Here is a 16,302-nt window from a genome sequence, read left to right as displayed (position 1 = left end):
CATTGAAGTGTAAATTAAGAGCTCTTCGACGTTTCATGTGGGTTTAGCCTGAACCTCCGGCACCCTACATATAAAAACCTATGGCGCAGCCAGGGCTATCGGCTCAAGCGCATCAAGCACCCATTCAAAGCCCAGGCTTATCACCACCAAAAGCGCTAGCGTGATAAATAGCGTCACCCCGGACCAGCGGCCCAGCACATGCACCTCGCCCCGGGGCTCCTTGAACACGGTCACCGCTATCACTCTGAGGTAGTAGTAGAGAGATATCAGCGTATTAAGCGCCGCCGCCACGGCAAGCCAGATATATCCCGCCTCGATGGTGACCTCGAAGAGCAGAAACTTGCCGAAAAAGCCGACCAGGGGCGGGATGCCGACCAGGGACAGCAGAGAGACAATCAGTGCGGCGGTAACCAGCGGCCGGCGATAGGCCAGGCCGTGATAGTGCTCGATGTCCGTCCGCCCCCTAAGGTGGGTGACAATAGCAAAAGCCAGCAGGTTGGCCAGCGCATAGGCCACCAGAAAAGCCAGCAGTGCCGGCAGCGCGCCGCCACCGCTTCCGACGACGACAATGGCCATTAACATATAGCCGGACTGGGAAACGCTCGACCAGCCCAGCAGCCGCCTGAGGTCTGTCTGGGCAAGCGCCGCCAGGTTGCCCAGCGTCATGGTGGCCGCGGAGATCAGCGCGACAACGCCCGGCCACATCAGGGTGTCAGGCAATAGCATCACAAACCGCGCAAGGGCCACCGCCGCCCCGATTTTGGGCACCACGGTTAGAAACGCCGCCACGGGGGCCGGTGCCGCCTGGGCCACATCCGGCATCCAAGCGTGAGCCGGCACCGCCCCGAGCTTATAGGTCAGCCCCATGATGATGCAGGCCACCGCTACGCTGAGCGCTATCGAGTCCGTGCCGGCTTGAAAGACCTCTGCGGTCTGAACATAGTCGGTATCCCCCACCAGGCCAAACAGAATCACCACGCCAATGGTCAACAGCGCATTGGCCAGAGCCCCAATCAGAAAATACTTCATCGCCGCTTCCAGCGCCGGGGTGAAGCCACGATGGTAGGCCGCTAGCGGATAGCTGGCGGCGGAAGACAGCAGCACCCCCACCACCAGCTCCATGGCGTCATGGGCAGACGCCATCATGATCGCACCCAGCAGCGAAAACAGGCACAGCGCGTAATATTCGCCGTGGCGAGGATCGCTTCGCATCCAGTCCGGCGACAGCGCCACCACCACCGCGGCGCTGAAAAGCATCAACAGCTTGGCGAAAATGGCCATGCCGTCCAGCGCCCATACGCCGGAAAATATCAGCCCGGCCGGCGACTCCCACTGGGCAAGCGTCGTCACTCCTGCCACCAGCAGCGTCGCCAACGCCAGCGCTGCCGCCCAGACCTGACGGTGCCGTGGAGCAAAAGACGCCAGCAGCACAATCGCCACCGCGCCCAGCAGCAGCGCAATTTCGGGAAGCAGACTACCGAGGGGCATTAGCGGCCTCCGGTCAGTAGCACGCTGGCGCTATCGATGACTTCCAGCAGAAAACCGGGATACACCCCGATCGCAACAACACCCAGCCCCAGCACGCTAAGTACCGTGAACTCAATGCGGTCGAGCTCCTTGAACTGGTCCAGAGAGGCAGGCAGCTTGCCGAAAAACAGCCGGCGCAAAATGTCCAGAAAAAGCGCGGCGGTCACCAGAATCCCCACTACTGCCGGCACGGCAAGCCAGGGATAGACGGCAAAAGTGCCGGCAAAGATCTGAAATTCCGCCACAAAACCGGCCAGGCCGGGCATACCCAGGCTGGCAAACGCCAGCAGTATGGTCAGCCCCGCAAGCCTGGGGGCCCTGTGCGCCAGACCACCGTAGCCGTCCAGATCATAGGTGCCGGTGCGATACCAAAAGCTTCCACAAATGAGAAATAGACCGCCGGTGATCAGGCCGTGGGCGACCATTTCCACCGTGGCCCCGGTCAGCGCCAGCTGCTTCGCCATCAGGTTGTCGCTGAAGCTGGCGGCTATCGCAATGCCCAGCACCGTATAGCCCATGTGATTGATGGACGTGTAGGCAATACGCCGTTTGAGATTACGCTGGCCAAGCGCCACCAGGGCCCCGTAGAGAATCGCCACCAGCGCGAGCAGACCGACAAGTAACGCATAGCGCTCAAACGTCGCCGGCAGCATGGCCAACGGCAGGCGTATCATGCCGTAGGTGCCCATCTTCAGCAGTACGCCGGCAAGAATCGCGGAGGCAGGGCCTGGCGCATCCACGTGCGCCTGGGGCAGCCAGGTATGTAGCGGCACCAGCGGTGTCTTGATCGCCAGCCCCAGCATCAAACCGAAAAACACGAGTCCCGCATAGAGGCCGCCGCCCGCCAGCGGCTGCTGTTCGATGAGCAGGCGTATATCAAAACTGGGCGAATCCAGCGAGAGATACAGGCCAATGATCGCCAGCAGCAGCGCCAATGAGCCGGCAAAAGTAAACAGAAAGAAGGTCAGGGCAGACAGCTGCGGCCGACCGTGCCCCCAGCGCCCGATGAGGAAATACATGCCCACCAGGCTTAAATCAAAAAACACGTAAAACAGCAGCAGGTCCAGCACCACAAATACCGCCAGGGACGTGGCCATCAAAAACAGCATCCAGCCGTAGTACTGATGCGCTTGCGACCGCTGACTGTCTTCCCGGGTATCGAGCGGATAGGCAATGGCCGCCACAAAAATCAGAGCGCTCATGGTCACCACCGCCAGCGCGATACCGTCGACCCCGACCCGATAGGCAACGCCGATGGACGGCACCCAGGGGACTTCCCACACGTGCTGAAACAGCGGGCCGTCGGGGTCGAAGCCAAACCAGGCCCCTATCAGGATCAGCAATGAGATTACGGCGATGAGGGTCGCAAACGCGCGTGCGTTGCGCTCCGTCCAGCGCGGTACAAACGCCAGCAGTAACGCACCCAACAGCGGTAAGCACCAGGCCAATGTCAACATCGCGGGGTTTGCTCCTTACAGCGCATCGCCGAGTAACAGCAGGGTCAATAAAACGGCAAAGCCGATGGCCATACCGGCGTAGTAATGATGGGTCTGTCCGGACTGGGCCTGGCGCGCCCGGCCGCCCCCGCGATTCACCAGCCCGGAAAGGGAACCGGGCAGCCGCTCCGACAAGGCTTCGCCGGCGGTGGCACCAAAATCTGCTATCCGCGTTACGGCAGAAGCGCTGCCGTACAGGCTGGCATCGACGCCGTCCGCATCGCGCCGGGCCAGGGCAGAAGCGGTCTGCGACGCTTGCCTCGATAAAAGGAGCGTGGCCCTTTCCAGCACGTCGCGATCAAAGCGCGCCAGGCGAGCGCTCAGCTTCACCAGGGTGGCACCCACGCCAAGCGTCAAGGGTTCAAGCCCCCACCAGCAAAAAGCGGAGCGCCGCCACCCCTGATGCCCGTCAAGCTGACCACGCTGAACCAGCACCGCGCCGAGGGCCATGCCCAGCACAACCAGCACCAGCGACGCCGCCAGCAGCCAGAGATGAACGTCGGCAAGCTCCCACCCCGGCTGCTGCTGTAGCCAGCGCTGGACCCCGGGCCACCAGAAAAGCGATAGCCCCAGCGTCAGCGCGGCGAGACCGCTCAGCGCCAACAACTCAAGCCGGCAAGCGCCTGACAGCGGCGGCCTGCGCTGCTGGGTACGCCCGAACCGAACGGGGCCAAACATAGCGAGCTGAAACCGGGTGGCATAGACGGCACTTAGCCCGCCGGCCAGCGCCACGCCGGCCGTCAGCCACGGCGACGCCGCATAAGCCACCGAAATAATCTGCTCTTTGGTCCAGGCAGCCCCCAATGGCACCATCCCGGCAAGCGCCAGAGCAAAGATGCCGCCAAGCAAGGCGCTACCCGGCAAGCGGCCCCCTAAACGCATATCCTCAAGCTGATAGCTCTCCGCCTGCCGCTCGGCTACCCCGGCGGTCAGAAACAGGCCGGCCTTGAAAAAGCCGTGGCTCAGAAAATGCAGCAGGGCCACGCCGGGAAATCCGGCACCTATCGCCACCCACATCAGCCCGTACTGTGCCGAGGTCGACGCCGCCAGCAGCTTTTTGGCGTGGCCCTGCACCAGGCTTACCACCCCTCCCAGCAGCGCCGTCGTCAGCCCGATCAGCATAATCGCCGGCATGAGCCAGGCGACGTCTGCCAGCAGCGGCTGCAGCCGTGCCAGGACGTACATCCCGGCGGCCACCAGCGTGGCCGCGTGCAGCAGAGCGGATACCGAGACCGGGCCGGACATGGCGGCAAACAGCCAGACCGAGAAGGGCACCTGCGCCGACTTGGCCATGGCGGCCAGTAAAATACCCGCGGCCGCCACCTGCATCAGGCTGCCGTCCAGCCCGGCAAGCTGCGAATAGCCAAAGCCACCGCTACCCGCAAACACGGCCGCGGCCGCTATATAAAGCCCCAGGTCGCCAAAGCGCGTGACCAGAAATACCTGAACGGCATTTTTCACCGTATCCCTGTCCCGCCAGTAATGAGACACCAGCGCCCACGAACAGGCCCCTATCAGCTCCCAGGCGACCAGCAGGGTCACCATATCCTGCGCCAGCACCAGCAGCTCCATGGCACCGACAAATGCCACCATGATCGCCAGTAGCCGCCCGAGCGGGGCCTGTTCATGTACGCCGGCGAAGAGCAGCACCGGAAGCGCCATGATGGGTATGGCCAGCGCCACGAATTGACTTGACGGTACCAGCCCCACCTGCAGCACCAGCGCGGCGTTCAGCGCGTAGCTCCCCTGCCAGTCATTGGCCATCGCCAGGGCTAGCGCACCGATAACCGCTATCAGCGCGGATAGCGCCAGCAGCGTCACCCCGGTACACCCTTCCCGGCGGCCGCTCAGATAGATCAGCGGTGCCATGAGCACCGGCAGTAATGGCACTATCCACAGCATCATGTTTTCAGCCCTTCAAGTCCGCGATAGACTCCGTGACATCCGCCTGCTTGCCCCGATAAACCGCCACCACCAGGGCAAACCCCATGGCCATTTCAATCGCCATCACCGCCATGACCACAATGGCCAGCAGCTGCCCTTCGGGCGCGCCGGCACCGCTCATGGCCCAGAAACCGATAGCCGCCAGCATCACGCCGTTAAGCATCAGCTCAAGCCCCATCATCAGCATCACAAAGGACTGCTGGGAAAGTGCGCCGTAAACGCCGATACCGATCAGGGCGGCTGCCAGCAGCAATACCGCGGTCAAGGTCATGGTCAGCTCCTTTTAATGGCAGTGGTGATGGCCGTGGTGGTGATGCCCGCCGGCTTCTTCATCGTCGTCGGGCATTCCCGCCGGATCACCGCCGGGTTCGAGCCCGGGCGGCATCGAGCCGTGCTCGGCCGAGCCAAAGCGCCCTCGCTGGCTCGATAGCACCACCACGCCAATCATGGTGGCCAACAGCACCACACCGGCGGACTCAAAGATCAGCATGGAATCTCCCAGCAGCTCATTGCCCAGAGCCACCACGGGCTCCAGGTCATCCGGCAGGGGGCGCTGGGGGAAGCCGGCCAGCAACGCCATCGCCGCCAGTATCACGAAGCTGGCAATGCCCGCACCGATGGAAAGCCTGTGCTGGTGCACCATCATCATGGGGTTGAGGCCTGCCGGGTTCATCATGAACATCACCATGAACAGCGCCATGACCATCATCTCGACGCCCATCATGAAAAACATCGCCACGCCCAGGTACACCGCCGACAGCAGCAGCATGATCACGCCGACGGCAATAAAGGAAAGCAGAAGAAAAAACGAGGCTCGCACCATGGAGTCGGTGCGAAATACCCGCCACCCCGTATAGACGGCAAACACCGCGAGCAGCCAAAAGGCCACATCAACAACGACGGACGTATTCATAAAAGCGCCACCACTCCCGCCCAGATAAGGTCGATAAACGCCAGCGGCAAAAGAATGAGCCACATCAGGCTCAGGCAGCGGGACGGCGTGATGACGGCAAACCAGCGCCCGAGCCAGGCCTGCACGGCGAGTATCGCCAGCATCTTGAGCATGACCCACAGCGGCCCGGGCAGCCACGGCCCCAGCCAGCCGCCCAGAAAGACGGTGGCCGCGATGCCGCTAAAGGCCACCAGCATGGCGCTGCGCGCCAGCTCCCAGACCAGGCGCGGAGGGCCCGAGACCTCGACGCTGGTACCGCCGGCAAGATCCTGGCTATCGGCCAGATTGAACGGGCCGCGAAAGGTGAGCGCCAGCCCCACCAGCAGAAACAGCGGCAGGCCCAGCGGCTGGCGCACTACGTTCCAGACGTCCTGCTGAGACGCCACTATCCGGGTAATTGCCAGCGACTCCGCCGGCAGCGCCACCCCAATCAGAACGAACATGCTGATGAGAATATAGGAGAGTCCCAGCGCCACGTAGCGGTAGGCGCCCATCAGGGCAAAATGGCTGTTGGCTGACCAGCCCTGCAGAAAAATCACCACGGTGGCAAGCGCCTCCACGCTCCCCCACAGCACCAGGCTGGTTGCCAGATCCGTTGCCACCCAGTCCCGGGACCAGGGCACCAGCGCCAGCCCTACCGCTGCCAACGCCAAATAGAGCGCCGGCGCCAGGCGCCAGCCCCAGCGGTCAGGTGCCTCGGTATTATTGGACTGCTGGATCAGCAGCCAGGCGCCTCGGCTCAAGGGCCGCTGCCAGACGCTTTGCGCCCGGGGCAAACCGAAAGAGCGCGCTGCCAGGCCGTCGAGCACCGCCCAGAGATAGACCCCGCCACCCAAAGCGGCAAACACCATCGCCAGCGGCCAGACCAGCTGCTCAAGCATCACGGATGCGGCCATGGGGACACCTCCGCTACGTCAAGACTTGCCAGGGTGGCCAGCGCTTCGCTCCACTCAAGCCCCGGCAGCAGGTTTTCCAGCAGGTTATCGGCATTACCGGCACCGCGGGGCAGTTCTATCGCCTCGGTCGAGGCCGTGACGGCGTCGCTCTGCTGCGCGCGGGCGATCAGCGCCAGCGACTGCTCCACTTCGGCCAGGCGCTGCCGCCACCGCGCCGGCACGTCGCCGGCCTGCTGGGTAATCACGGAGAACCCCAGGCGGCGATAGCCTTCGTCCGCCTGGCGCGCATCGTCTTCTACGCCGGCCGCCCGGGCAGCAAAGCCGGCCAGGGTACGGGCGTGCTCGCTATCCAGCGTGCCGCCTTTCGGCAGGTAGAGGGCAAAAAAGCCGCGGCGGGCAAGCGCGCGCGCAAATGCCTTAAAGGCCTTGCCCAGCTTCTCCACCGGCCGGCTATCGCACTCTTCCGCCAAGCCCAGCGCGCGCCAGGCAAGATCCGGCAGGTGCGCCAGGCGCAGGGCGTGAAATAAAGCGCGCAAATGGTATTGCATGCGCTTGCGTTCCAGCCGCGCAATGGCAACCGGCCTGCTTTGCGCCTCAAGGAAGACCGACGGCACGGCGCGGGGATACGGCGCCGAAAGCACGGAAAACTGCTGCACGATATCGCCCTGCAGCGTCACCTCGGCTTCGAGCCCCGCCGGCCAAAGCGGAAAAAACGGCCCCAGGCGAACCGTCAGAATATCCAGCGCCAGGCCGTCACGCAGATCCGGCGCCGGCGGCATGGCCATGGGCCGGCCGTAAGGCACCCCGCCCATCATGCCCTCGCCGCCGCGGCCATCGTCTCCCAGCCCCTGCCACGGGTTGGGCGGCGTGTCCGGCAGCAGCCGGGAAGCCGTGCCCTGCTCGCCCGCTATTACCCGGCGCCAGGTATCCATGACCGCACCGGGCAGAGCTTCCAGATCATCCATTTTCCCGATGCCCGGCTGCTGCAGCTCCAGCAGCGGCTCGCTTTGATACCAAAGCGTGGCAAACGGGGCCGGCAGCTGGTCGTGCACCCGGCGCAGTGAGTCGTGGAAGTGTGGCGGCACGCCGCCGGCCACCAGCAGAATCGTGGCGTGGCGCGGGGTGTCAACCAGCGTTATGCCAGGCGCCTGTGCCAGCCGGTAAACGGCCTCTTCCCCGTGCATTCCCAGGGCAGGAAACACCGTTGCCGGGCCGCGCATGGCCAGACGCGAAAGCCAGCCTACTGCCACTTGAACACCCCCTCTCGCCAGCCATAAAGAATGCCAACGCCGAGGATGGAGAGAAACATCCCCATTTCCGCCACCGCTATCAGGCCCTGCTCTACATACACTACCGCCCACGGGTACATGAACATCATTTCCATCTCGAAGGCGATCAGCAAAAGCGTCATGGGATAGTAGCGAATATGATAGCGGCTCCAGGCGTGGGTATCTGGCGTGCCTCCGCCCAGAAAAGGAGCGCGTTGCGGATACGTAGGCACAGTTTGACGGTGGCCTGGCCACCGCTGAATCAACAAACCACCACCCAGACTCATTAACAATATAAGTAGAAGGGCGAACAGTTCCATGATAATGCCTTCTCCCTGAATAAGTGGCTCTTTTATATATAGCCTGTTTTACTTAAATCACCACGGGAGGCACCCTAGCACCTGTGAGCCGCCCCAAGGTCAAGGCATTAATGGGAGGATATCTGGCGCATGGCGCCTGATACCTGACAAGAGAGCTATGCGGCAAGGCCGAGCCAGAGCGCTAACGGTACTTTTCCTGTCTTATCGCCTCGCAAGCAGTTTGATCCGGCGCATATCGCGCCCCCTGCCAGGCTCATGCTATAACTTTGACAACTATGCCCACGCCTAATAGCTTTATTTTTAATCATGACCGCTGGTTCATTAACCAAAAGGTGAGCAAGATGAGAACGACGCTATTAGCCATTGCCTTGGCGATACCGGGGCTGGGCACTTTTACCGCCGCCAGTGCCGAAGATACCACCACCGATGCCGAAGAATCGGGCGGGATTAACGTTGGGGAACAGCTGCCGCCAAAGGTTCGGGGGCTGCTGATCGAGGAAATGCAGGGAATCCTTGCTGCCAGCCAGGAAATTCAGGCGGCCATTGTCCAGGGCGACCACGAAACCGTGGCCCAGGAAGCCCAGGCGATTCATGACAGCTTCATCATGGAGCAGGAAATGACCGAGGAGGACGAGCAGGCCCTCCTCGCCGCCGTGCCGGATGAGTTTCTCGAGCAGGACCAGGCGCTCCATAAACTCAGCGAGACGCTGGCCGAAGCCGGCCGCGACCAGAATACAGCGCTTCAGCTGCAGCAGTTTAATGAATTGATGGAAGGCTGCGTACGCTGTCACGGCGACTATGCCTCTGCGCGTTTTCCCGACTTATAAATAGCGCATCACAAGCATTCTTCGCCCGCGACGCGAATACGTGAAAGCCGGAGACAGGCACCTCGTCTCCGGCTTTTTTCATGATTAAGCCAGGAACAGCCGAAACCTTACCGCTCTGCCGCGTGCAGGCGACGGGTGCCGATCCAGTGGTTGGCAAACTGCCAGGCCACCCGGCCGCTGCGCCCGCCGCGCAGGGTGGCGTAGCGTACGGCTTCGGCCCGGGCGGCGTCGTCCCAGTCCGCCGGCGTTCCCAGCTGGCTCACCCAGTGCGCGCAGGTCTGCAGGTACATATCCTGGTTGAAAGGGTGCAGCCCCAGCCACAGGCCGAAGCGGTCGGACAGCGATATGCGCTCTTCCACGGCGTCGCCGTGGTGCAGCTCGTCTCCCACCAGGTGCGACTCGCGGTTGTCATCCATGGATTCCGGCAGCAGGTGGCGACGGTTGGACGTGGCGTACAGCAGCACGTTTTTCGGCGGGCCGGTAAGCGCGCCGTCGAGCACGCTCTTGAGCGCCTTGTAGGCGTCGTCGTGGCCTTCGAACGACAGGTCGTCGCAGTACACTACAAAGCGGTGCGGCAGCGTGCGCAGCTCTTCCACCAGCGCCGGCAGGCGGCCAAGATCGTGACGGTCGACCTGAATCATGCGCAGCCCCTCGGGCGCCAGCGAGTTGAGCAGCGCCCGCACCAGCGACGACTTGCCGCTGCCCCGCGCGCCCCATACCAGGGCGTGGTTGGCCGGCAGGCCCTGCAAAAAGGCCCGGGTATTATCCACCAGCGCCAGCTTCTGGCGCTCGATCCCCAGCAGGTCGTCCAGGGTCACACCGTCGCGCACGGGCACCGGCACCAGCCGCCCGCCCAGAGGGTGGCGCTGCCACAGGGCGGCCACGTGGATGTTCCAGTCTACCTGCTCGGGGGCCGGCGGCAGCCAGTGCTCGACGCGGTCCAGCAGCTGGGTCAGTCGATGCGTCAACTCGGCATCCATCGAATTTCCTCCGTTGTCGATTATGCTAGCGTTACACTCGCTGATTGGTATCCTGCGAGTCTGTTCGTATCTGGCAACTGCTGATAGGGCCCACCCGCCCACCGTTTACTGACCGAGAAGGAAACGTTTATGCGCTGGTTTCGTCCCCTTGCCGTCACCGCCCTTTGTACCACCCTGCTGACGGGGCTTGCCGCCTGCACCACCTCACCCACCGGCCGCTCCCAGCTATTGCTGATGTCCGACGACCAGCTCGGCGAGATGGGCGCCAAGGCGTTCGACCAGTATCAGCAGAAGCTGCCCGCCGCCGACGCGCAAAGCCAGCGCTACGTGCAGTGCGTGGCCCAGGCGATCGTCGCCGAACTGCCCGCCGAGCAGCGCCGGCAGAACTGGGAAGTGGAAGTGTTTCAGGCCGATGAACCCAACGCCTTTGCTCTGCCCGGCGGCTACATGGGCGTGAACAGCGGCATGCTCAAGGTCGCCGAGAACCAGGCCCAGCTGGCCACGGTGCTGGGCCACGAGGTCGGCCACGTGCTGGCCAACCACGCCAACGAGCGCGCCTCCACCGAAAATGCCACCGAGCTTGGCCTTTCGGTCCTGTCGAGCGCCTCCGGCGTGGAGTCCGCCGGCGGCGAGCAGCTGATGGGCCTGTTGGGCATGGGCGCGCAGTACGGTATCCTGCTGCCCTTCTCCCGGCGCCACGAAAGCGAAGCCGACACCATCGGGCTTGAGCTGATGGCCAACGCCGGTTTCGACCCGCGGGAAAGCGTGACGCTGTGGCAAAACATGCAGCGCGCCGGCGGCGGTGCCCCGCCCGAGTGGTTGTCCACTCACCCAAGCCAGGGAAGCCGCATCAGCGGGCTTGAAGCCAGCATGCCCCAGGCGCTCGACGCCTACGAAAACGCCCGTAGTGCCGGGCGCACGCCGGACTGCCCGCGGCCCTGAGCCGGCCCGGGCTCGGCCGCTCGGCGCTGGCAGCGTCGCCCGCTCTTGATTCGAGGACCTCATGATTCGCTTAGGTTTACTGCTACTGATTGTGCCGCCGCTGCTGATGCTCGGCCTTTATTTCTGGGAGCTGGCTGACGTTCGCGCCTGCGAGCTCGACGGCGGCCACTGGGACTACGTGGCCAGCGTCTGCCGCGACTCGGCCCAGGACTTTGCGCCCTGGGTCGAGCGCGCGCCGTTTTTGGTCAACGGCGGCATGATGACTTCAATCGTCGGCCTGCTCTTGTGCATGGTCGGGCTCGCCCAGCGGCGCAAGCGGTAACCCCAGGGTTCAGACGTCAGGCCTCTGCCAGCGTCCGGCGCAGGGTGGCGCGTACGGCGGCGGTCTCCGGGCGCACGCTGCGCCACAGGAAAAACGACTCCGCCGCCTGCTCGACCAGCATCCCCAGCCCGTCCACGGGTCGTGCCCCCCGGGCCTCGGCCCAGCGCAAAAACACCGTGGACGCGGCGCCGTACATCATGTCGTAGGCGGTGGCGCCCTTGGCGAAGAGGGTATCCGGCAGCGGCGGCATGTCGCCGGCAAGGCTTGCGCTTGAGCCGTTGATGACCACGTCAAACGCGCCATTGATCTCTTCAAAACCGCCGCCGCTCACGCGCCCGGCGTCGCTGAACGCCTCCGCCAGCGCCGTCGCCTTTGCCGCCGTGCGGTTGGCAATTACGACCTCCCCGGGCTTTTCGGCCAGAAGCGGCGCGAGTACCCCGCGCACTGCACCGCCGGCCCCCACTATCAGCACCCGCTTGCCCTTCAGCGCCACGTCGTGATGAGCAAGGTCCCGCGCCATGCCGACGCCGTCGGTGTTATCGCCGTAAAGGCGCCCGTTGCCGCCCACGATCAGCGTATTCACCGCCCGGGCCTGGCGCGCGCGATGGCTTACCGTATCGCACAGGGCGTAGGCATCGCCCTTGAACGGCACGGTGATGTTGGCGCCGCGCCCGCCTTCCCGGGCAAAGCGCTGCCAGGCGCCGGCAAAGTCATCCGCGGGGGCCTCGACGGCGGTATAGGTCAGCGCCTGGCCGGTCTGCTCGGCAAAGGCAGCATGGATCAGCGGCGACTTGGAGTGCGCCACCGGGTTGCCGAATACGGCGTAGCGATCGGCCATGATTTACTCCGAATCCTGAGGGGTCTGGTCAAAAGAGCGGCCGGGCGCTTCCGCCAGCCAGTCCCGGGGGGTCAAAAACGCTTCCAGCTCGGCTTCTGCGCTAGCTTCTTCGGGGGCGTAGGCGTATTCCCAGCGCGCCAGTGGCGGCATCGACATCAGAATCGACTCGGTGCGTCCGCCGCTTTGCAGGCCAAACAGGGTGCCGCGGTCCCATACCAGGTTGAACTCTACGTAACGCCCCCGGCGATACAGCTGAAAGTCGCGCTCGCGCTGGCCGTAGGGCGTACCCCGGCGGCGCTCGACAATGGGCAGGTAGGCGTCGAGGAAGCTGTCGCCCACCGCGCGCAGAAAGGCGAAGCACTCGTCAAAGCCGCCGGCAGTGACGTCGTCGAAGAAGAGCCCGCCCACGCCCCGGGTTTCGTCGCGGTGCTTGAGGTAAAAGTAGTCGTCGCACCACGCCTTGTAGCGCGGGTAGACGTCCTCGCCGAACGGCTCGCAGGCGGCCCTGGCCACCCGGTGCCAGTGGCATACGTCCTCGAGTACGGGGTAGAACGGCGTCAGATCGAAGCCGCCGCCGAACCACCACACCGGCGTTTCGCCGGCCTTCTCGGCGATGAAAAAGCGTACGTTGCCGTGGCTGGTGGGCACGTGGGGGTTTTCCGGGTGCAGCACCCAGGACACGCCCACGGCGTGAAAGCTGCGCCCGGTAAGCTCCGGCCGGGCCGCGGTGGCCGAGGGCGGGAGCGTATCGCCGTAGACGTGGGAGTAGTTGACCCCGCCCTTCTCGAACACGGCGCCGTTTTCGACCACCCGGGAACGGCCGCCGCCGCCGGCTTCGCGGTTCCAGCTGTCTTCCTGGAAAGTCGCCCCGCCGTCGGCGTCGGCGATGCCGTCGCACAGGCGCTCCTGCAGGTCGAGAAGGTAGCGTTTTACGTCGTCAAGGTGTTCATGAGCCACGGTTTGCTCCAGGGAACTGGCAGAATGAAACGGAAAGGATAGCCGGTAACGGCAAGGCGCCGGGCGTCAGTCGCGCAGCACGCGCCCGCTTGCCAGATCGCGGATCTGGCTGGGGCGCTCGTGCCCGCCGAGCCTGCCGGGTACAACTCCACCCAGCGCCTCGCCAAACATCGCGCCCGCCTCGTCCGCGGTCATGGCCGGGGGCTCGCCGGCGCGGTTGGCCGAGGTGGACACCAGCGGGCCGCCGAAGGCGTCGCACAGCGCCTGCATGCCGGGGTGGTCAGTCACCCGCAGGGCCACGCTATCGTGCTCGCCGCGCACCAGCTTGGGCGCCGTGCCGTTATCCGGCACCAGCCAGGTTACCGGCCCCGGCCAGCTCGCCCGCAGGGGCGCATACAGCGCCTTGTCGAGCCCTTCAAGCCAGGGCGCCAGCTGGGCCATCCTGGCGGCCACCACGATCAGCCCCTTGGCCGGATCCCGGGCCTTAAGCCGCAGCAGCCGGGCGACCGCCGCCTCGCTGTGCGGATCGCAGCTAAGCCCCCATACGGCCTCGGTGGGGCAGGCAATCACCTGGCCCGCGCGCAGGGCGCCTGCGGCCTTGGCAAGCGCGGTGGCGTCAGGGGTATCAGGGTGGCGGTCAGCCGTTGGCATGGGCTCTCCTCGCGGCATCAAACGGGCGGCGGCCATCGTATCATAGCAGCACCCGCCATCGCCTCGCCTCAGCGGCGCGCCCAGCCGCCGGCCTGGTGGCCCACCAGGCCGTCAAGTTCGAGCATTAGCAGCCGCTGCTGGCATTCGCCCACCGTCAAACCGACCTGCTCCACCAGCACGTCGATAGGCACGGGATTCGCTCCCAGCGCAGCCAGCAGCGGGTCGGCCGGTTCTGCGGGTGTTGCCGGCGCCTGGGGCGCCTGCTTCAGCAGCGCGGGTCGCCCCCCGGTATCCGGCCGGCAGGCGGCGTAGTGCCCGCCCCAGTGGGATAGCTCGGCGACGATATCTTCCGCGTCGCGCGCCAGGCTGGCGCCGGTACGCAGTAGCTGCAATGACCCTCTGGCCTGGACGTTATTGAGCGAGGCCGGCAGGGCAAAGAGCTCGCGCCCCTGCTCCAGCGCCAGCCTGGCGCTTACCAGCGAGCCGCTTTTTTCGGCGGCCTCCACCACCAGCGTGCCCAGCGAAAGACCGGTCACGATTCTGTTGCGCCGGGGAAAAAACGCCGGGTGGGCGCGCGTCCCCGGCGGGTGCTCGGCCAGCAGCAGCCCGCCGGGCGTATTGCCCAGCTGCTGATAGAGCTCCCGGTGGCGAGCGGGGTAGATGACGTCGATGCCGGTGGCGAGCACGGCAATGCTGGCCCCGCCGGCGTCCAGCGCGGCGCGCTGGGCCTCGGCGTCGATGCCCAGGGCCATGCCGCTGGTCACGCAGAATCCGCGCCGGGCAAGCTCCCGGGCAAAGGTGCGCGCGTTAGCCGCGGCTTCCCCCGTAGGCCGGCGGCTGCCCACCACGGCAATGCCGGCCTGGCTCAGCGCGCCGAGATCTCCCTGGGCCCAAAGCACCGCGGGCGGGTCGGCAATCTCGCCCAGCAGCGGCGGGAAGTCCGGATGATCGCGGTGCAGGATCGCCCGCCCCGGGGCCGCCCGCTCCCAGTCAAGGTTCGCCTCGACGGCGGGCGTCAGGGGGCTTCTCGCCGGATGATCCAGCCACAGGCGCAGCGCAGCCGCCGCCTGGCGCGGTAATAGCGCCAGCCAGCCTTCGGGCCACGCCGGCGCTCGCTCCTGCAGTTTGGCCAGGCCCTGGGGGCCCAGCCCCGGCAGGAAGAACACGGCAAGCCAGTCCCGGGTATCCACTGCGGCTCCTTGCGGGCGCTACCCGCTCAAGTTTTTCGCCCCAATCAGCGCGGTGGGTGGACAGCATCCCCCACCGCCAGCGTGCTGGTGGCTTCCATGACGATAGCGTAGCTCACCCGGTCGTAGGGGCGGAACACTACCAGCGTGCCCTCTACCTCACCGGGCAGGCGAACCTGCTCTTCCGTGCGCGGGTCCACAACGCGCTCGCCCTGCTGTTCGATACTCAGCACGTGCCCGGGCTGAATGCCGTCTTCGGTCCCCAGGTCAACGGCGACCACCTGCAGCCGGCCGATAAAGCGCACGCCGCCGGGCACGCCAACGATATGGCCGGCCACGTCACGCTGGGGCACCCGGGGGTCCATCTCTGCCGCGTCGAGGCGCGTTTCCAGGGGCAGGATGATGTCGTTGCTGCGCACTTCCTGAGAAGATTGCTTCACGTTCATGCGCATCATGTCAGCGCTTTTACTGGCCAGCACGCCCTCGCCGATGCTGATCAACTCAAGCCCCAGGGGCTCGCCGGCGGCGTCGCGGTACACCTCGCCCCGGCGGAAAATGCCCAGCCGCTGGCCGCTTTGAAGCTCGGCCGTCGCCGAGGCCTCCACGGGTCGAACGAATATCTGATCCCCGGCGCCGCTGATCAGGCGCTTGTTTTCCGTACCGACGACGTAGGCCAGCTCGTCCAGCGACTCCGGCTTGTCGACCACGCGGTGCTCGCGCAAAAAGGCCTTCAGCACGCTCATGGGCAACGGCAGGACTGCCTCACGGCGCGGCAGCGCGCGCATTTTCGGCGTCATTTTTACCACGTCCTGGCCGCGCTCGAGACCCAGGCAGGGGCGGCCGTCGCAGTCGCGCAGCGTGATCCGGTCGCCGGGGTAAATCAGGTGGGGATTGTCGATCTGGGGATTTTTCTGCCACACGCCGGGCCAGCGCCAGGGGGCGTGCAGAAAGTGGCCGGCGATGTCCCACAGGGTATCGCCGCTTTTCACCGTATAGCGCGCCGGCGCGTCCTGGCGCCAGCGCACCTCGTCCGCCACGGCCGTACCGCCTACCAGCAGGGCGATGACGGCGGCAGCCGCCAGCCTTAGCACCCGGCCGCGGCGCGCTCCCTCAGATCCTTTCATGCTTCTGCTTCTCCCTGTGATGGCTCATGCGGCGCCTGGCGCCCGCTGTCGGCATGCCCGGACGACCGTGA

At 65.2% G+C, this 16,302-nt stretch carries 17 protein-coding genes; 3 read left to right on the top strand and 14 right to left on the bottom strand.

Annotation, left to right across the window (positions count from 1 at the left end; translation table 11 throughout):
- Positions 1 to 78: 78 nt before the first annotated feature.
- From ACZ46Y_RS03735 to ACZ46Y_RS03700, 8 genes are read right to left on the bottom strand one after another with little or no spacing between them, the layout of a single operon-like run.
- Positions 79 to 1,488 (bottom strand): NADH-quinone oxidoreductase subunit N, encoded by a 1,410-nt coding sequence (locus ACZ46Y_RS03735; RefSeq protein ID WP_311954351.1) that lies wholly within the window; start codon positions 1,486 to 1,488, stop codon positions 79 to 81.
- Entirely contained in the window at positions 1,488 to 2,984 is a 1,497-nt protein-coding gene (locus ACZ46Y_RS03730) for a complex I subunit 4 family protein (protein WP_311954348.1), read from the bottom strand. Before ACZ46Y_RS03730 ends, ACZ46Y_RS03735 begins: the two co-directional genes overlap by 1 nt.
- Positions 2,985 to 2,999: 15 nt before the next feature.
- Positions 3,000 to 4,928 (bottom strand): NADH-quinone oxidoreductase subunit 5 family protein, encoded by a 1,929-nt coding sequence (locus tag ACZ46Y_RS03725; RefSeq protein WP_311954345.1) that lies wholly within the window; start codon positions 4,926 to 4,928, stop codon positions 3,000 to 3,002.
- Positions 4,929 to 4,932: 4 nt separating this feature from the next.
- Positions 4,933 to 5,238 (bottom strand): NADH-quinone oxidoreductase subunit NuoK, encoded by a 306-nt coding sequence (gene nuoK, locus ACZ46Y_RS03720; RefSeq protein ID WP_311954342.1) that lies wholly within the window; start codon positions 5,236 to 5,238, stop codon positions 4,933 to 4,935.
- Between the two features lie 12 nt (positions 5,239 to 5,250).
- Positions 5,251 to 5,880, bottom strand: a complete 630-nt coding sequence (locus ACZ46Y_RS03715) for an NADH-quinone oxidoreductase subunit J family protein (protein ID WP_311954339.1) — start codon at positions 5,878 to 5,880, stop codon at positions 5,251 to 5,253.
- Positions 5,877 to 6,815 (bottom strand): complex I subunit 1 family protein, encoded by a 939-nt coding sequence (locus ACZ46Y_RS03710; RefSeq protein ID WP_311954336.1) that lies wholly within the window; start codon positions 6,813 to 6,815, stop codon positions 5,877 to 5,879. Before ACZ46Y_RS03710 ends, ACZ46Y_RS03715 begins: the two co-directional genes overlap by 4 nt.
- Complete coding sequence (locus ACZ46Y_RS03705; protein ID WP_311954333.1) at positions 6,800 to 8,065, bottom strand: NADH-quinone oxidoreductase subunit D-related protein; 1,266 nt, start codon at positions 8,063 to 8,065, stop codon at positions 6,800 to 6,802. Before ACZ46Y_RS03705 ends, ACZ46Y_RS03710 begins: the two co-directional genes overlap by 16 nt.
- The gene (locus ACZ46Y_RS03700; protein ID WP_311954329.1) at positions 8,056 to 8,403 is read right to left on the bottom strand and encodes an NADH-quinone oxidoreductase subunit A; all 348 of its coding nucleotides are present in this window, start codon (positions 8,401 to 8,403) and stop codon (positions 8,056 to 8,058) included. The genes ACZ46Y_RS03705 and ACZ46Y_RS03700 overlap by 10 nt, the downstream gene beginning before the upstream one ends.
- Positions 8,404 to 8,744: 341 nt before the next feature.
- On the opposite strand from ACZ46Y_RS03700, the gene ACZ46Y_RS03695 reads away from it, so the two are divergent.
- Positions 8,745 to 9,230 (top strand): cytochrome c, encoded by a 486-nt coding sequence (locus ACZ46Y_RS03695; protein WP_311954327.1) that lies wholly within the window; start codon positions 8,745 to 8,747, stop codon positions 9,228 to 9,230.
- A gap of 107 nt (positions 9,231 to 9,337) precedes the next feature.
- On the opposite strand, the gene ACZ46Y_RS03690 is transcribed toward ACZ46Y_RS03695, so the two are convergent.
- Positions 9,338 to 10,210, bottom strand: a complete 873-nt coding sequence (locus tag ACZ46Y_RS03690) for an ATP-binding protein (RefSeq protein ID WP_311954322.1) — start codon at positions 10,208 to 10,210, stop codon at positions 9,338 to 9,340.
- A gap of 129 nt (positions 10,211 to 10,339) precedes the next feature.
- Here ACZ46Y_RS03690 and ACZ46Y_RS03685 point away from each other — a divergent pair, with 129 nt between their 5' ends.
- Both ACZ46Y_RS03685 and ACZ46Y_RS03680 read left to right on the top strand, forming a co-directional pair.
- The gene (locus tag ACZ46Y_RS03685; RefSeq protein WP_311954316.1) at positions 10,340 to 11,152 is read left to right on the top strand and encodes a M48 family metallopeptidase; all 813 of its coding nucleotides are present in this window, start codon (positions 10,340 to 10,342) and stop codon (positions 11,150 to 11,152) included.
- Positions 11,153 to 11,213: 61 nt separating this feature from the next.
- Positions 11,214 to 11,474: a hypothetical protein gene (locus tag ACZ46Y_RS03680; protein WP_311954313.1), complete on the top strand. Its 261-nt coding sequence runs from the start codon at positions 11,214 to 11,216 to the stop codon at positions 11,472 to 11,474.
- 16 nt (positions 11,475 to 11,490) lie between these two features.
- Here the strand turns inward: ACZ46Y_RS03680 and aroE are convergent, their stop codons facing one another.
- The 5 genes from aroE to ACZ46Y_RS03655 form a co-directional block, all read right to left on the bottom strand.
- On the bottom strand, positions 11,491 to 12,312 hold the full coding sequence (gene aroE, locus ACZ46Y_RS03675; RefSeq protein WP_311954311.1) for a shikimate dehydrogenase: 822 nt from the start codon (positions 12,310 to 12,312) through the stop codon (positions 11,491 to 11,493).
- 3 nt (positions 12,313 to 12,315) lie between these two features.
- The gene (hemF, locus tag ACZ46Y_RS03670; RefSeq protein WP_311954308.1) at positions 12,316 to 13,269 is read right to left on the bottom strand and encodes an oxygen-dependent coproporphyrinogen oxidase; all 954 of its coding nucleotides are present in this window, start codon (positions 13,267 to 13,269) and stop codon (positions 12,316 to 12,318) included.
- Positions 13,270 to 13,335: 66 nt separating this feature from the next.
- A complete protein-coding gene (tsaC, locus tag ACZ46Y_RS03665) occupies positions 13,336 to 13,920 on the bottom strand; it encodes an L-threonylcarbamoyladenylate synthase type 1 TsaC (protein ID WP_311954303.1) in 585 nt (194 codons plus the stop codon).
- Between the two features lie 68 nt (positions 13,921 to 13,988).
- The gene (gene dprA / locus ACZ46Y_RS03660; RefSeq protein WP_311954297.1) at positions 13,989 to 15,110 is read right to left on the bottom strand and encodes a DNA-processing protein DprA; all 1,122 of its coding nucleotides are present in this window, start codon (positions 15,108 to 15,110) and stop codon (positions 13,989 to 13,991) included.
- 44 nt (positions 15,111 to 15,154) lie between these two features.
- Positions 15,155 to 16,231, bottom strand: a complete 1,077-nt coding sequence (locus ACZ46Y_RS03655; protein WP_311954294.1) for a LysM peptidoglycan-binding domain-containing protein — start codon at positions 16,229 to 16,231, stop codon at positions 15,155 to 15,157.
- Between the last annotated feature and the right edge of the window lie 71 nt (positions 16,232 to 16,302).

The sequence above is a fragment of the Halomonas garicola genome (assembly GCF_055382465.1).
The sequence above is the reverse complement of the archived record's forward strand: the minus strand, read 5'-3'. Positions and strand labels throughout refer to the sequence as shown.

What these genes read in the sequence shown, in the direction of transcription:
- ACZ46Y_RS03735 (WP_311954351.1), bottom strand. Translation starts at nt 1,488, where the DNA reads ATGCCCCTCGGTAGTCTGCTTCCCGAAATTGCGCTGCTGCTGGGCGCG.
- ACZ46Y_RS03730 (WP_311954348.1), bottom strand. Translation starts at nt 2,984, where the DNA reads ATGTTGACATTGGCCTGGTGCTTACCGCTGTTGGGTGCGTTACTGCTG.
- ACZ46Y_RS03725 (WP_311954345.1), bottom strand. Translation starts at nt 4,928, where the DNA reads ATGATGCTGTGGATAGTGCCATTACTGCCGGTGCTCATGGCACCGCTG.
- nuoK (WP_311954342.1), bottom strand. Translation starts at nt 5,238, where the DNA reads ATGACCTTGACCGCGGTATTGCTGCTGGCAGCCGCCCTGATCGGTATC.
- ACZ46Y_RS03715 (WP_311954339.1), bottom strand. Translation starts at nt 5,880, where the DNA reads ATGAATACGTCCGTCGTTGTTGATGTGGCCTTTTGGCTGCTCGCGGTG.
- ACZ46Y_RS03710 (WP_311954336.1), bottom strand. Translation starts at nt 6,815, where the DNA reads ATGGCCGCATCCGTGATGCTTGAGCAGCTGGTCTGGCCGCTGGCGATG.
- ACZ46Y_RS03700 (WP_311954329.1), bottom strand. Translation starts at nt 8,403, where the DNA reads ATGGAACTGTTCGCCCTTCTACTTATATTGTTAATGAGTCTGGGTGGT.
- ACZ46Y_RS03695 (WP_311954327.1), top strand. Translation starts at nt 8,745, where the DNA reads ATGAGAACGACGCTATTAGCCATTGCCTTGGCGATACCGGGGCTGGGC.
- ACZ46Y_RS03690 (WP_311954322.1), bottom strand. Translation starts at nt 10,210, where the DNA reads ATGGATGCCGAGTTGACGCATCGACTGACCCAGCTGCTGGACCGCGTC.
- ACZ46Y_RS03685 (WP_311954316.1), top strand. Translation starts at nt 10,340, where the DNA reads ATGCGCTGGTTTCGTCCCCTTGCCGTCACCGCCCTTTGTACCACCCTG.
- ACZ46Y_RS03680 (WP_311954313.1), top strand. Translation starts at nt 11,214, where the DNA reads ATGATTCGCTTAGGTTTACTGCTACTGATTGTGCCGCCGCTGCTGATG.
- aroE (WP_311954311.1), bottom strand. Translation starts at nt 12,312, where the DNA reads ATGGCCGATCGCTACGCCGTATTCGGCAACCCGGTGGCGCACTCCAAG.
- tsaC (WP_311954303.1), bottom strand. Translation starts at nt 13,920, where the DNA reads ATGCCAACGGCTGACCGCCACCCTGATACCCCTGACGCCACCGCGCTT.
- ACZ46Y_RS03655 (WP_311954294.1), bottom strand. Translation starts at nt 16,231, where the DNA reads ATGAAAGGATCTGAGGGAGCGCGCCGCGGCCGGGTGCTAAGGCTGGCG.